Annotated in this window: 10 protein-coding genes and 1 pseudogene; 7 read left to right on the top strand and 4 right to left on the bottom strand. The window is 74.1% G+C overall.

The annotated features are described in order from the left end of the window. A pseudogene (locus tag ABD317_RS23435) lies at positions 1-645 on the bottom strand (hypothetical protein); the annotation flags it as partial. On the opposite strand from ABD317_RS23435, the gene ABD317_RS23430 reads away from it, so the two are divergent. The 5 genes from ABD317_RS23430 to ABD317_RS23410 all read left to right on the top strand — a co-directional run bounded on the left by ABD317_RS23430 (position 629) and on the right by ABD317_RS23410 (position 7,466). Beyond that, on the top strand, positions 629-1,483 hold the full coding sequence (locus ABD317_RS23430) for a lactonase family protein (RefSeq protein ID WP_344291900.1): 855 nt from the start codon (positions 629-631) through the stop codon (positions 1,481-1,483). The pseudogene ABD317_RS23435 and the gene ABD317_RS23430 overlap by 17 nt on opposite strands. 329 nt (positions 1,484-1,812) lie before the next feature. After that, a complete protein-coding gene (locus tag ABD317_RS23425; RefSeq protein WP_344291899.1) occupies positions 1,813-3,438 on the top strand; it encodes a class I adenylate-forming enzyme family protein in 1,626 nt (541 codons plus the stop codon). A gap of 290 nt (positions 3,439-3,728) precedes the next feature. After that, positions 3,729-4,943 carry a cytochrome P450 gene (locus ABD317_RS23420; protein ID WP_344291898.1) on the top strand — a complete coding sequence of 405 codons (1,215 nt, stop codon included), beginning with the start codon at positions 3,729-3,731 and terminating at the stop codon, positions 4,941-4,943. Between the two features lie 17 nt (positions 4,944-4,960). Continuing rightward, entirely contained in the window at positions 4,961-6,070 is a 1,110-nt protein-coding gene (locus ABD317_RS23415; protein ID WP_425582415.1) for a type III polyketide synthase, read from the top strand. 175 nt (positions 6,071-6,245) lie between these two features. Next, positions 6,246-7,466 (top strand): IS701 family transposase, encoded by a 1,221-nt coding sequence (locus tag ABD317_RS23410; RefSeq protein ID WP_344291896.1) that lies wholly within the window; start codon positions 6,246-6,248, stop codon positions 7,464-7,466. Between the two features lie 31 nt (positions 7,467-7,497). On the opposite strand, the gene ABD317_RS23405 is transcribed toward ABD317_RS23410, so the two are convergent. Further along, positions 7,498-9,279, bottom strand: coding sequence for a helix-turn-helix domain-containing protein (locus ABD317_RS23405; protein WP_344291895.1), 1,782 nt, complete (start codon positions 9,277-9,279; stop codon positions 7,498-7,500). Positions 9,280-9,422: 143 nt separating this feature from the next. Next, positions 9,423-9,797: an ArsR/SmtB family transcription factor gene (locus ABD317_RS23400; protein WP_344291894.1), complete on the bottom strand. Its 375-nt coding sequence runs from the start codon at positions 9,795-9,797 to the stop codon at positions 9,423-9,425. A gap of 180 nt (positions 9,798-9,977) precedes the next feature. On the opposite strand from ABD317_RS23400, the gene ABD317_RS23395 reads away from it, so the two are divergent. Next, positions 9,978-11,477 (top strand): MFS transporter, encoded by a 1,500-nt coding sequence (locus ABD317_RS23395; protein WP_344291893.1) that lies wholly within the window; start codon positions 9,978-9,980, stop codon positions 11,475-11,477. 133 nt (positions 11,478-11,610) lie between these two features. Next, positions 11,611-13,125 carry an FAD-dependent oxidoreductase gene (locus ABD317_RS23390; RefSeq protein WP_344291892.1) on the top strand — a complete coding sequence of 505 codons (1,515 nt, stop codon included), beginning with the start codon at positions 11,611-11,613 and terminating at the stop codon, positions 13,123-13,125. Positions 13,126-13,247: 122 nt separating this feature from the next. Here the strand turns inward: ABD317_RS23390 and ABD317_RS23385 are convergent. Beyond that, the coding region (locus ABD317_RS23385) for an FAD-binding oxidoreductase (protein ID WP_344291891.1) at positions 13,248-14,849 on the bottom strand (1,602 nt) is incomplete at its 5' end.

Genomic DNA, 14,849 nt, shown 5'->3' with positions numbered 1-14,849 from the left:
GCCGGGGCCTGGGGCCCCGGCGGCCACGCCCTGCTGCTGCTGGCCGCCGCCGAGGCCCGCGGCGAGGAGCCGCTCGCCACCCTGGAGTTCCCCTCCGGCGACCTCGGGGCGTGGCGCGACGAACGCCACCGCGACGGCGTCAGCGGACCCTGGACCACCGGCGTGCTGTGGATCCGGCTCGGTCTCACGGAGCAGCTGCTGCGCACCGCCGCCGACTACCTGGCGGGCCGCCGGGTGGGCGGCGAGGTGCTGGCCGAGGTGCCGTCCGTACGCACCGTGCTCGGCGAGGCCGCCGCGGACCTCCTGGAGGCCCGGCTGCTGCTGGAACACGGCGCGGACGGCGGCGAGTCCGGTGTCCGGGCGCCGGGGAGCGAGCTGCGCCCCGGACCGGCCGCCACCGGCGGCGGGACGGGGGCCGACGGTGCCGGGGTCGCGGAGACCGCACGTGCCGCCGCCCTCGGCGCGCCCGCCGACGGTGGAGTAGAGCACGTCGCCGGCGGGGGAGAGGGCGAGGAAGTCGGGGTTGATGACGTCGCCGAAGCCGCCGCCGGTCCGGGCGAGCGCGCCGGTGGCGGTGTCGTACGTGCAGGCGAGGACGCCCTCGCCGTAGGTGCCGAGGTAGAGCGGGTTGCGGGCGTACGCCATCGGCGAGGACGCCGCGCTCGGCGCGCTGGGCGGCGTGCGGTCGACCGGCGGCGCCGGCGTCACGCACGTGTCGGTGCACCCCGGCGGCGGCCATCTGCTCAGCGCCAACTACAACAGCGGCAGCGTCGCCGTGCACGTCATCGAGGCCGACGGCAGCGTCGGCGAGCGCACCGGCTTCGTCCAGCACTCCGGCTCGGGGCCCGACCCGGACCGCCAGGCGGGCCCGCACGCGCACCAGATCGTCACCGACCCGGCCGGCGGCTTCGTCTACGCCGTGGACCTGGGCACCGACTCCGTCTACACCTACGCCCTCGACACCGGCGGCGGCGCGCTGTCGCCGGTCTCGGAGGTACGGGCGGTGCCGGGCGCCGGCCCCCGGCACCTGGTGTTCCACCCCCGGGGCACGCACGCCTACGTGGCCAACGAGCTGGACAGCACCGTCACCGCGTACGCCCACGATGCGGCCACGGGCACGCTGACCCGACTGGAGACGTGGCCGACCCTCCCCGACGGCGTGGACCCCGCCGGCAACTACCCCGCGGAGATCACGATCTCGGCGGACGGCCGGTTCGTCTACCTCTCCAACCGGGGCCACAACAGCGTCGCCCGCCTGGCCGTCGCGGACGACGGCGCCACGCTGCGCCTGGCGGACACCGTGCCGTGCGGCGGCGACTGGCCGCGGCACCTCACGCTGTCGCCCGACGGCGCGCTGCTGTTCTCGGCCAACGAACGGGGCCGCACCATCGGCGTGTTCACCGTGGACGCGGAGAGCGGTGCGCTCACGGCCTCGGGCGAGCCGTTCGCCACCGCGTCCACCGGCTGCGTCCTGCCCACCTGAGCGGAGCCGCCGGCTCCGCGGGCCCGCGGAGCCGGCCCGCGGGTCCGTCACGTACGGTCACGTAGGGTCACGTACGGACGGGCCCGCGGGGATCCGGGGGCCGCGGCCGGCACCCGGATGTGCCGGACGCCATGATTCGAATCGGAAATCAGACACAGCCTCACGCCCGCACATGGACGTCTGAGAGGTCCGGCGTGTCTTGGTATGCCGCTTTTCCCATGACGAATCGTCAACCGGAAGCCAAGTCGTTTCCGACCGACGGCCAAGTCCACCGCCCCACACTGTCGGCGCGCGACGCGCGGGCGGCTCCGCCGCCCTCGTAACCGAAGGTGACGCCGGTCCGGGTGGAGGTCCCCGTGAGCCACAGTCCGCAGCACAAGCGCGGCCTCTATCTCGGTACGGTCCCGGCGCGGGCCGCGGGGAGGCACGGCGCCACGCTGCTCACCCTCGACCACGACCTCGACGCGCTGCCGGAGGCCGGGCGCCGGCTGACGGTGGCCGAGGTGGCGGCGTTTGCGGCGGACCTGGCGAACCGGCTCGCGGCGGCGGGCGTACGGGCCGGGGACCACGTCGCGGTCTGCAAGCGGGCGAACTTCGACGTCTGGCTACTCGGCACCGCCGCCGCCCGCCTCGGCGCGGTCCCGGTCATGCTCTCCCCCGCCCTGCCCGCGCCCACGGTCGCGGCGCTGCTCAGGCGGCTGCACCGGCCGAGCCGCCGGAACGGGCCCCGCCGCCCGCATCTGCTGACCGACGGGCCCCAGCTGCGCGAGCTGGCCGGCCTGCCGCTCGACGAGCTGACCGCGTCGGTGATCGGCGTCACGGGCGCGGGCCGCGGGGTGGCGTCGCTGGCCCGGCTCGCCGGCTCGCCGCCCGTACCGCCGGTGTTCCAGGGCCTCGACGAGCCGGCGATGATCACGCACACCTCGGGCACCACGGGGGTGCCGAAGCTGGTGGTGCACACCCCGCGCACGATGCGCGCCCGGCTGCGCCCGCAGCTGTTCCTGCTGGCGCTGCTGCGGCGCCGCGAGACGGTCGCGGTCAGCGTGCCGTTCGTGCACTCGCGGCTGTTCGCGGCGATGGCGCTGGTGCTGCTGAAGGGCATGCCGACGATCCTGGTCAACGACGACGACCCGGCGGAGGTCGCGACGTTCTTCCTGCGGAACCGCCCCGGCCTCGTCGAGGCCCTGCCCAACTCCTTCCTCGCGTGGGAGGGCCTGGCCGCCGACCCGCGCGAGCCCCTCGCGTCGGTGAAGTACTTCTCCTCCACCTTCGACGCCATCCACCCCCGCACCGTACGCCGCCTCCTCGACGCCTCCCGCCGCCGCGCCCCGCGGTTCTTCCAGATCTACGGCCAGTCCGAGGTCGGCCCCGCCGTCGGCCGCCCCTACTTCCGCCGCGACGCCCACCGCATGGACGGCCGCTGCGTCGGCTTCCCGCTGCCGGGCAGCGCCCGGGTGCGGGTGGTCCCCCGGAACGGGCGGGCGGTCTCCGCGGCCAACCCGGGGTTCATCGAGGTCCGCTGGGACGGCCTCGCCCAGACGTACCACGGCGAACAGGAGCGTTACGACGAGAACGTCAACGGCGGCTGGTGGCGCACCGGCGACGTCGGCTACCGCACCCGCGCCGGCTGCCTGCACCTGCTCGACCGCGAGACCGACACCATCCCCGGCGTCGGCTCCAGCCTGGAGATCGAGGACGCCGTCCTCGACCGCCTCGACGAACTCGTCGAACTCGTCGTCGTCCAGGGCCCGGACGCCGAGCCGGTCCCCGTCGTCTGCACCCGCGGCGACAGGCCGCTGGACCCCGCCCGCTGGCGGGCGGCCACCGCCGGCTATCCGCAGCTCGGCGCCCCCGTCCAGCTCCCGCTCGGCGAACTCCCGCGCACCGCGACCCTCAAGACCCGCCGCGTGGAGCTCTCCCGCCTCCTCCACGACCGGCTCGCGGACCTTCCCTGACACCCGTGGGCCTCCCGTTGTCCGGGAGCCGCGCGGGGTGTGTGGAGTGCGGCGGATTGTGACTCGCGCGCCCGTCTCACTCGAACGAGGGATTGCTCTTGCCGTCCGCACCACCGCGCGCCCCCAACTCCCCCGAGCGCGGCAGTACTTGCGGCAGGGGCGTTCCCGCGCGCCCGTAAGTCGGTTCTTCTCCGCCGGGCCGCGCCGAGTTCGTGCCCGGCGCCCGGGTTGGGCGGCGAGGGGGCGGGGCATGGCTTGGCCCACCTGCCCGGAGTGATGTGGAGGTCACCATGGCGCAAGCCGAGTCCGCGCCCGTCTGTTCGTTCACCGAAGTCGAGGCCCTCTCCTTCGATCCGCAGCTACGCGAGCTGATGGAGCGGCCCGGCGGCGGCGCGCTCGCACGGATCCGGATGGCCTACGGCGAGGGCGAGGCGTGGCTGGCGACGCGGTACGAGGACGTCCGCCTGGTCACCAGCGACCGCAGGTTCAGCCGCGGCGCCCTGGTCGGCCGGGACTTCCCCCGGATGACCCCGGCGCCCATCGTGCAGGACGAGTCGATCAACCTGATGGACCCGCCCGAGCACGCCCGGCTGCGGCGCCTGGTCGCCCAGGCGTTCACCGGCAAGCACGTCGAGACGCTGCGGCCCAGGACCCGGCGGGTCGTGGACGGGCTGCTGGAGGCCATGGCACGGCAGGGGCCGCCGGCCGACGTGGTCGCGGGGCTGGCCGCCGAGCTGCCGCTGACCACCATCTGCGACCTCCTGGACATCCCCGACGAGGACCGCGCGGAGCTGCGCGGGAACGCCGTGGCCCTCATGGTCACCGGCAAGGCGGACCACGAGGCGCAGCTGCGGGCGAAGTCCGCCCTGCGCGGCTACTTCCAGGACGTCTGCGCCCGCCGGCGCCGCGCCCCCGGCAACGACCTGATCAGCGAACTCGCCCGGGCCCGTGTCGGCGGCGAGGAGCTGGCCGACGACGAGCTGGCCGTCATGGCCATGGTGCTCCTCCTCACCGGCCACGACACCACCACCAACCAGATCAGCAACATCACCTACACCCTCCTCACCCACCCCGCCCACCTGACCGCGCTGCGCAAGGACCCGGAGCAACTGCCCCGCGCGCTGCAGGAGCTGCTGCGCCACATCCCGTTCCGCAAGGGCGTGGGCATCCCCCGCGTCGCCACCGAGGACGTCGAGGTCGGCGGGGTGCTGGTCCGCGCCGGCGAGGTCGTGCACGTGTCGTACCTGGCGGCCAACCGCGACCCGGACACGTACGAGCAGCCGGACGAGCTGGATCTGGACCGCCAGGGCCAGCCGCACATGACCTTCGGCTGGGGCCAGCACCACTGCATTGGCTCGCACCTGGCCATGATGGAGCTGGAGGTCGCGATCGGATCGCTGCTGACCCGCTTCCCGGGCCTGCGGCTGGGTGTCCCCGCCGAGGACATCCGGTGGAACACCAGCTCCATCTGGCGCTACCCCCTCGCGCTCCCGGTCGCCTGGTGAACCAGGGCACCGCGACCATGGCCACACTCTGCCGACCCGCCGTCGCCGTCCCCGAGCACACCATCACCCAGGAGGAGACCCTCGACCTCGCCCGCCGCCTGCACGCCCGGCACCCGCAGCTGGGCCTCGTCCTGCGGCTCATCGGCAACACCGGGGTCCGCATCCGCCACCTGGTCCAGCCGCTGCACGAGACCCTGCGCCACCCCGGCTTCACCCGCCGCAACGCCGTCTACGAAGCCGAGGCCAAGGTCCACGTCCCGCCGGTGGTCCGCCGCGCCCTGCAGCACGCGGACCTCGGCCCCGAGGACATCGACCTCATCATCTACGTCTCCTGCACCGGCTTCACGATGCCCGCCCTCTCCACCTGGCTGATCAACACCATGGGCTTCAGCCCCGGCACCCGGCAGCTGCCGATCGCCCAGCTCGGCTGCGCCGGAGGCGGCGCCGCGATCGGCCGCGCGCACGACTTCTGCCTCGCCTACCCGCAGGCCAACGTCCTCATCGTGTCCTGTGAGTTCTGCTCGCTGCTCTACCAGCCCACCGACCTCGACGTCGGCTCGCTGCTGTCCAACGGGCTGTTCGGCGACGCCGTCTCCAGCGTCGTCGTACGCGGCGCCGGCGGCGCCGGGGTGCGGCTGGAGCGCAACAGCAGCCACCTGGTGCCGGACACCGAGAGCTGGATCTCGTACGCGGTACGGGAGACCGGCTTCCACTTCCGCCTCGACAAACGGGTCCCCGGCACCATGGACATGCTCGCGCCGGCCATCCAGACCCTGGCCGACCGCCACCGCTGGGACGCCTCCGCGCTCGACTTCTACATCATCCACGCGGGCGGCCCCCGCATCCTCGACGACCTGTGCCGGCATCTGAAGGTCCCCCCGGAGGCGTTCCGCCACAGCCGGGCCACGCTCACCGAGCGCGGCAACGTCGCGAGTTCCGTGGTCTTCGACGCCCTGGACCGCCTCTTCGCCGAGAACGCCCTGCACACCGCCGCCCAGGGCGTCATCGCCGGCTTCGGCCCCGGCATCACCGCCGAGATGTCCCTCGGCACCTGGGTCCCCGCGCCCGCCCCGGGAACCGCGAACGGACACAGACCGGGCGCGGAGGAGCGCGCCGCCTCCACCTGAGCGCCCCGCTCACCGCGAGGCCCCACACGCCACTCGGACTTGACTGAGTCGCCGCGGCCGGTTGTGCCGCAACGACACGGATCAGGTGCCATGCGGTGGCCACCGCACCTCCTCCGGCGGGGACGCCGCACGGCAGGCTGGAGCCACGCACGTTCCGTCGTGGGGGGTTGGTCCTGTGAATATTGCTGTCCCGTACCGCTCGACGCTCGAACTGATGGACGACGGCGGCGAGGAGCGGATACGCGACGCCGTCGTAGCGGAGTTCAGCCCGCTGCTGTTCGCCTCGTTACCCCGGAAGGACCAGCGATTACGCGGTGAGCAGTACCTCCGTGGCCTGCTCGCCGCGGTGGGGCGCAAGTCGATCAGGAACATCGCTTCCGCCTTCGCGGATCCGGCCGCCGAGCAGCGGATGCAGCACTTCATCACCAGCTCGACGTGGAGCTGGGCGCCGGTCCGCGAGGCGCTGGCGAGATACGCGGACCGGACGACCGCGCCGCAGGCGTGGATCGTGCGCTCCATGTCGATCCCCAAGGAGGGGGAGCGCTCCGTGGGCGTCGACCACGGCTTCGATCCGCACCTGCGCAGAACCTTCCGCGGACAGCAGGCCTTCGGCGTCTGGTTCGCCTCCGACCGGGTCAGCACCCCGGTCAACTGGCGGCTGCTGCTCTCCGGCCCCTGGACGCGGAGCCTGCCGCGGCGGGCCCGTGCCGGCGCCCCGGGCGGCCTCGATCCGAGGACGCCGGAGGGGTGCGCCGTCGCCGCCGTCCTGGAGGACGTCGGCACCTGGGACGTGCCGTCGCGTCCCGTGGTCCTGGACATCTGCTCGGAGCGGGGCGTCGCCGCGGCATACCGCCTGGCCGCGGCCGGGATCCCGGTGATCGCCCGGCTGGCCGGGAACGTCCGCTTCGTCGCGGACCACCCGGCGCTGCCCGCGTGGCTTCGAAGACCCATGGCGGCGCACGACCTGATGGAGTCGGTGAAGGGCCTGCGCCGCTCCACGACCTGGGTGCCTCCGGAGGACCCGGGGGCGACGCACACCACGCTGACGGCCGCCGTCCAGGCGGTCCCGGCCGCACGGGACGCCTACGACCGGTCGAACCGCGCGTTCGCCCTGCTCGGTGAATGGCACCGGTCCCGGCGTCCGGTGAGCGAACTGTGGATCACCAACATGACCGAGGTGCCCGCCGGCCCGCTGATCCAGCTGACGAAGCTGACCCTGCGCGTACGCCACGACCTGTCCGCCATCGGGGTGCCGGCCGGCCTCAAGGACTTCGAGGGGCGCTCGTTCCACGGCTGGCACCGCCACATCACCCTGGCCTCGGCCGCGCACACGATCCGCGCCCTGTCGGCCGCCGGGCAGGCGGGGCGCGGCTCGGCTCGCGTGCCGACGGCGTAGTCCCGCGCCGGGGCCGGGCGGGCGCCGCACCTCACCGGCGGGCCGGCCCCGGCCCGAGGGGAGCGGCGTCCCCCTGCCGCAGGGTGTCCTGGGTGCGCAGGAGCTGCAGGGCCAGCTGGATCTCCAGCGTGCGCTCCGGCTCCCGCCACGTGGGGCCGAGCAGCCGGCCGATCCGCTCCAGCCGGCGCGAGACGGTGTTGACGTGCACGTGCAGCTCCTCGGCGGCACGCGTGGGGCTGCGGTCGGCGGCGAAGTACACGCCGAGCGTGCGGATCAGCTCGGTGCGCCGTTCGCTGTCGTAGCACAGGACCGGGCCGAGGGCGGATTCGATGAAGGCGGCCACGTCGCGCTCCTCGGAGAGCAGCAGGCCGACGAAGCCGAGGTCCTCGGCCGACGCCGTACTGCCCACCCGGTCCAGGGCGATCAGCGCCTTCAGGCAGCGCAGCGCCTCCCGGTGCAGCCTGGCCGTCGACGCCAGCCCCGCCCCCGGTCCGGCCGCGCCGACCGAGACCGGATGGCCCAGCACCGACGAGAGGTCGCGGGACACGGCACGGGCGACGGCCGAGGGGTCGCTGCCGGGGAGCAGCATGGAGATGTACTCGCCGCGCGGCGACCTGAGGCCCCCCTTGCGGTACGCGTACGAGGACGCCCACACGATGGCCTTGCCCTGCTCGCCTCCTTCCGGGCGGAGCACCAGCACGACGTGCGGGCCGTCGGGGTCGATGCCGATGCGGAGTGCGCGCTCGGCGAGGTGGCGCGGTGAGGACACCGACCCGCTCAGCAGGTCCTCGAACAGCTCGTCCCGCAGCGGCCGCTCCACGACCGCCGTGTCGCGTTCGAGGACCAGGATGAGCGCGACCGACTGGGCCACCGCCCACAGGAACCGGGCGTCGAACTCGCCCAGTTGCCCCGAGTTCTTCAGCACAACCGTGCCGAGTTCCTCGGCGCCGGCCGTCACCGGAACCGCCCACACGCCGTCGGCCAGCGGGACGGCCGTCCGCGCGGCATGCGCCCCGGCCCACTTCGCCCGGGCGGATATGTCCTCCAGCTCCGGGACGGCCCCCGTGGCGGCCAGGACCGCGCCCCCGGGGTCCCGCACCAGCAGGGTGCCGTCCAGCGCGTCCGCGGCCACGTTGACGACCGCGCTCAGGTCGCTGCCGCCGAGCACCATGTCGGTGAGCCGCCCGTGGGCCTCGGCGAGATGACGGGACCTCAGCAGGGTGACGTGCAGCCGGCCGTTCTCCCCTTCCAGCTCGGCCCGTTCGGCGTGCATCCGCTGCAGACGCATGGTGTGGTCCAGCAGGACCACGGCCACCCGGGCGAGCGCGGTGCACAGATCGACCTCCGCGGGGGTGAACCGGCGGCTGTGGCGGCAGACGCCGTACAGGACCCCGATGGCGGCGCCGTCCCGGAGCAGCGGCGCGGCGATGACCGCCCGGACGCCGTCGGCGCGGACCGCCTCGTCGAGCCGCGGGCTGTGCACGAACCGGTCGTCGGCCAGGTAGTCGGAGGTCCACATCGGCTTGCCGCCGGCCTGGGCGGCGTCGGCGATGCCGGTGCGGGGCGGGATCTCGAAGGCCGAACTCACCGCCTGCGACATGCCGTCGGCGAAGGGGACGTGCGAGACGCCGTCGATCCGCTTCAGGGCGACGGCCGCGGCGTCGCAGCCGAGCATGCGGCGCAGCTGCGCCAGCAGGGTGGCGACGGGCGAGCCGGAGTCGGACGTCGGCGCCGGCCGTAAGCCGGCGTCGCCCGCTGCTCTGCCCGGCTCCACTCCGACGACCCCCGGCTTGTGAAGAGCGAGATGCGCCAAGAACAAACTGACCAGGCAGACGCTATGGAGCTGCTTCTCACCCAGTCAAGGCGCTGTCACGGTTGTATGCAGGGCCGCGCACCCCGGACCGCCCGGGCGGCCGGGACCCGTGAGCGGCGTCCGGGAGGGACGGCGGGGCGGCGTCAACTCCGCCCGGCGGGGGGCTGTCCGGCCGCGCGGGGGTGGCGGTCCGCCGCGTCGGGCAGGTCGTCCCCGGCCCTGTCGATGGCGCTCAGGACGGAGTCCAGCAGGCCGGGGAAGCGGGCGTCGAGGTCCTCGCGCCGCAGCGAGAGCAGCAGCTCGCGGCCGGCGGGCCGCTGCCAGATGAGCCCGCCCTCGCGGAGCACGCGCCAGTGGTGGGTCAGCGTGGACTTGGAGATGCCGTCGAGCAGGCTTCCGCACGGGTACTCCCCACCCGCGGCCAGGGTGCGGACCACGCTCAGCCGCATGGGGTTGCCCAGGGCCGTGAAGACGTTCTCCAGCCGGATCTGTTCCCTGGTCGGGTGGTTGACAGCCATGACCCAAAGTACCTCGACAATCCGCGTCCGGTCCGGTCGGACCCCCCGGCACACCTGACGGAGCACGCCGCCCGGCGTTGACAGCCCGCTGGCCAGTGTACGACTATCCGTGTACAGTCCCACTGTTCGTATTTACTCGTACGGTAGTACTCCGATGCTCAGAGAGGCCATCGCCTTCCCATGACTACCTCCCGTACAGACTCCCGCTCGGGCACGGGGACTCCCCGACTCGGCTGGGCCCTGGCCCTGCTGGCCTTTGCGCAGTTGATCATCTCGCTGGACTTCAACATCGTTTTCGTGGCGCTGCCGGAGATCGGCGCCGAACTCGGGTTCACCGACCAGTCCCTGCAGTGGGTCGTCAGCGCCTACGCGGTGGCCTTCGGCGGCTTCCTGCTGCTCGGCGGACGCGCCGCCGACCTGCTCGGCCGGCGCAACATGTTCCTCCTGGCGCTCTCCCTGTACGCGCTGTCCTCGCTGGTCGGCGGGCTGGCGCAGAACTCGGAGACCATGATCGCCGTACGCGCCGTGCAGGGCCTCGGCGGTGCGCTGCTCTTCCCGGCGACCCTGTCGCTGATCAACACGCTCTTCGCGGAGGGCCCGCAGCGCAACCGCGCCCTCGCCGTGTGGGGCGGGGCCGGCGCCAGCGGCCTCACCCTCGGCTCGCTCCTCGGCGGCCTGCTCACCGGGTGGTTCGGCTGGGCCTCGGTGTTCTTCGTGAACGTGCCGCTGGCGGGCGCCGTCATCGTGGGCGCGCTCGCCGCCATCCCGCGCGACCGGCGCGCACAGGAGCGCCGCAGCTTCGACCTCCCGGGCGCCGTCACCGCGACCGGCGGCGTCACCCTCCTCGTGTACGTCCTCGTACAGGGACCGGAGAGCGGGTGGACCTCGACCGGCATCGTCGTCAGCGCCGCGGTGGCGGTCGTGCTGCTGGCGCTGTTCACCGCGATCGAGGCACGCAGCAGGGACCCGCTGATGCCGCTGCGGCTGTTCCGCAACCGCAGCCTCGCCGCGGGCATGGCCATCACGTTCATCTTCATGGGCACCTTCAGCGCCCTGCCCTACTTCCTGACCGTGCTCTTCCAGAACGTCCACGGCTACAGCGCCCTGCAGACCGGCATGGCCTTCCTCGTACCGTCGCTGTCGATCGCCGCGGGCACCCAGATCGGCGAGCGGATGGCGACGCGCACCGCGACCCGCGCGACGCTCGTCACCGGCCTGGTCATCGGCTCCCTCGGCACCGTCGTGCTGGCCTTCGGCGTCTCCGCGGACGGCGGATACGGCGCGGTGGTGCCCGGCCTGATCGTCTCCGGCATCGGGCAGGGCATCACGTGGACCGGCATGTGGATCGCCGCCGCGTCCGGCGTCGACGGGAAGGAGCAGGGCGTCGCCTCCGGCATGGCGTCCACCACCCAGCAGATCGGCGGCGCGATCGGCCTCGCCATCCTGATCGCCATCGCCAACTCGGGCATCGACGGCCGCGAGGGGGACGCGCTGCGGACCGCGATGGCCGACGGCACACAGACGGCCGTGTTCGTCGCGGCGGCCGGAATCCTGCTCGGCGCCCTCGTCGCCCTGACCCTGCCCCGGCGGGCGGCCACGCGCCACGCGCCGCCGGCGGACCAGGAGGGCGCGGCGGAGACGGCCGCCGGCGAGAAGGCCGGTGCCCCCACCCAGGCGTGACCCGCACGCGGGCGGCGGCGGGCGCGCGAACGGCACCCGCCGCTGCCCGCGGCCGTCGGGCACCGTCCCGGCTCCGCGTCTCCGCCCTCCACCCCGTTTCCGCATCCCCGATCCCCTGGGAGGTCTGACCGGCATGTCCCCCGAGCCCCCGCCCCTGGACGCCGACGTCGCCGTGGTCGGCGGCGGCCCCGTCGGCATGCTGCTGGCGCACGAACTCGCGCTCCACGGCGTGCGCACCACCGTCCTGGAGCGGCTCCCCCAACCCACCGGCGAGTCCAAGGCCGGCACCCTCCACGCCCGTACCGCCCAGGGCCTGCACCGGCGCGGGCTGCTGGAGGCCGTGCAGCCCGGCGCCCACAAGGAGCGCCGGGCCCGGGGGCCGGTCCCGTTCCACTTCGGCGGGATGTTCGAGCTGGACCTCGCCGAGGTGGTCGACGAGGGACCGGCCATCGTCGGCAGCCCGCAGGCCTATGCCGAGGCGGTGTTCGCGCACCGGGCGGAGCACCTCGGGGCGCGGATCGAGCGGGACAGCGAGGTCGTCGGCGTCGAACAGCACGAGGAGCACGTGCGTCTCACCGTACGCGACGAGGCGGGCGTCACCCGGATCGTGACCGCCGGCTGGGCCGTCGGCTGCGACGGGGCCCGCAGCGCCGTGCGCAAGCTCTCCGGCGTCGCCTTCTCCGGCACCCCGGCCACCGTGAGCGCGCTGATGGGCGAGGTGGAGCTGCTCAACCCGTTCTCCGCGCCCCGGGGCTGGCGGCGCAACGAACGCGGCTGGACCCTGGTGTGGTTCAACCCCGTCGGCCGCAGCCGGGTCTCCACGTACGACTTCAGGGCGCCGCCCCCGGACCGGTCCGCCCCGGTGACCCTGGCGGAGCTGCAGGGCGAGACGGAGCGCATCGCCGGAGGCCCGGTGCCGATGGCCAACCCGCGCTGGCTGACGCGGTTCAGCGACGCCGCGCTGCAGGCCGAGCGGTACCGCACGGGGCGGGTGCTCCTGGCCGGCGACGCCGCGCACGTGCACTTCCCGGCCGGCGGCCAGGGGCTCAACCTGGGCCTGCAGGACGCGCTCAACCTCGGCTGGAAGCTGAGCGCCGCGGTGCGGGGCACGGCCCCTCGCGGGCTGCTGGACACGTACCACGCCGAACGCCACCCGGTCGCGGCCCAGGTCCTGTGGAACGTCCGGGCCCAAGTCGCTCTCATGAACCCCGACGCGCGCACCGACGCGCTGCGGGAACTGTTCGCCACCCTGATGCACATCCCCGACGTCAACGCGTACCTGAGCGGCATGATCAGCGGCACCTCGGTCGGCTACGACGTCGGCCGGCCCGACGACCCGCTGGCCGGACTGCTCGCCCCGGACCTGCCGTTGAAGACCGCGTCCGCCCACACCTCGGTGGCCGCCCTGCTCAGCTCCGCCCGGCCGCTGCTGCTCGACTTCGCCGACCGGGCCGACCTGCGGGCGGCGGCCCGGCCGTGGCAGCCCCGGGTGGTCACCGTCCCCGCGGTCGCCGACGCGCCGCCGGCCGACGCCCTGCTGGTCCGCCCCGACGGCTACACCGCGTGGAGCACGGCCGCCGCCGACGGGAGCGCCGGCTCGCTGACGACGGCGCTGCGCAGGTGGTTCGGCGAGCCCCGGCCGGCCTGACCCGGCCACCGGAACGGCCGGCCCGGCACGGGCGGAACCCGCCCGGCGGGCCGGTCCCCTCCGTGGTTCCGGCCACCCCGGGGCGGCCGGGGCCGGCCGGAACCACGGAGCCCGGACTCTGTCTAGGGCAGCCGGATCGACTGACCGTGCCGGAAGCGGTCTCCCGGGTCGTACGCGGCCTTCACCCGCTGCAGGCGCGGGTAGTTGGCGCCGTAGTACAGCGTGGGCCAGCCCACCCCGGACCTGTTCCGCGCCGGGTCGCCGAGGTCGATGTCGCAGTAGTTGACGTAGCAGCCGTCGGTGGCGTCGTCGAGGACGGGCACGCCGCCGGTCTTCCGGTACGTCTCCTCGTACATGTCGCGCAGCCAGCCGATGTTGACCGCGTCGTCGGCGGCCGACTGCCAGTAGCTCTGGAAGAGCAGCTTGAATGCCGAGTCCCGGTGCACGTACGCCGTCGCCGCGGCGCCGACCGCGTTGACCGCGCCGCCGTAGGAGCTGAGCAGCACCATGGCACCGGGGTTGTCCAGGTCGGTGCGCACGAGGTGCTTCCACAGGGTGGCGATCTGGGCGTCCGTCAGGTTCTTCTTGTGGAACGACGACTTGTAGTCCCCGCGCAGGCTCGGATCGACGAGGGTGCTGTTGGTCGTGCCCAGGTAACGGGCGGACTGCAGCCAGGGCATCCGCCGCGGCGTGTAGTACTCGGGCATCGGCCCGTGCTCGCCCATCGCCCTGGTCAGCGGCACGGTCGGCACGTCGACGCCGTCGGTGACCGCGGCGAGGAAGTCCGCCAGCAGCCCGGCGGCGCCGGGGACCGTGGCGTCCATCTGCGTCAGCAGGCCGACCTGGCCGTGGGACCTGTGGTTGAGCATCAGGAAGCTCATCAGCCCGCCGTACTTCCCGCCGGGCTCGGCGTTGGCGGCGTGCCAGGCGCCGTAGTTGCGGGTCAGCCGGGTGAACGCCGCCTCGGTCAGCCGGTCCCAGTCCCAGGAGATCGCGCTGAGGAACACCTCCGCCGGCGGCTTGACCAGCGCGTCGCCGGGCGCGGTGCCGGTCGCGTCCGGCGAGCGGAACCAGTAGCGGGTGACGACCCCGAAGTTGCCGCCGCCTCCGCCGGTGTGCGCCCACCACAGGTCGCGGTGCGGGTCGCCGGGCCGGCGCGTCGCAACGGTGACGCGGGCGGTGCCGGCCGCGTTCACGGTGACGACCTCGACGGCGTACAGATGGTCGACGACGAGGCCGTGCTCCCGCGCCAGCATGCCCCAGCCGCCGCCGGCGACGTGCCCGCCCGCCCCCACCGAGTAGCACATGCCGGCGGGTATGGTCACGCCCCAGACCTTGTAGAGCCGCTCGTAGACGTCGAGCAGGGTGGCGCCGGCCTCGACGGCGAACGCCCCCCGCCGGTCGTCCCAGTAGACCGACGTCATCTCCGACAGGTCGAGAACGATGTCGGTCCCGGAGTTGTAGACGAAGTCCTCGTAGCAGTGGCCGCCGGCGCGGACGGTCAGCTTCTTCCCGGCCCTGGCCGCCTCCTGGACCACGGCGAGGACCTGCGCCGGCGAGTCGACCACCCGGACCGACTCCGGACGGCCGGCCCAGCGCTGGTTCATGCCGCGCACCAGGTCCGGGTAGCGCGGATGCCCCGGGGTGACCGTGGTGGCGCGGAACGCGGCGCCCGGCCCGTGGGCCGGACCGCCGCCGGCGGCCGGAGCGGGTGGGGCCGCGAC

Origin of the sequence: Streptomyces synnematoformans (assembly GCF_039531005.1) — a bacterium.
In the GTDB taxonomy this organism is placed as follows: domain Bacteria; phylum Actinomycetota; class Actinomycetes; order Streptomycetales; family Streptomycetaceae; genus Streptomyces; species Streptomyces synnematoformans.
This window is presented reverse-complemented; position numbering and strand designations above follow the sequence as displayed.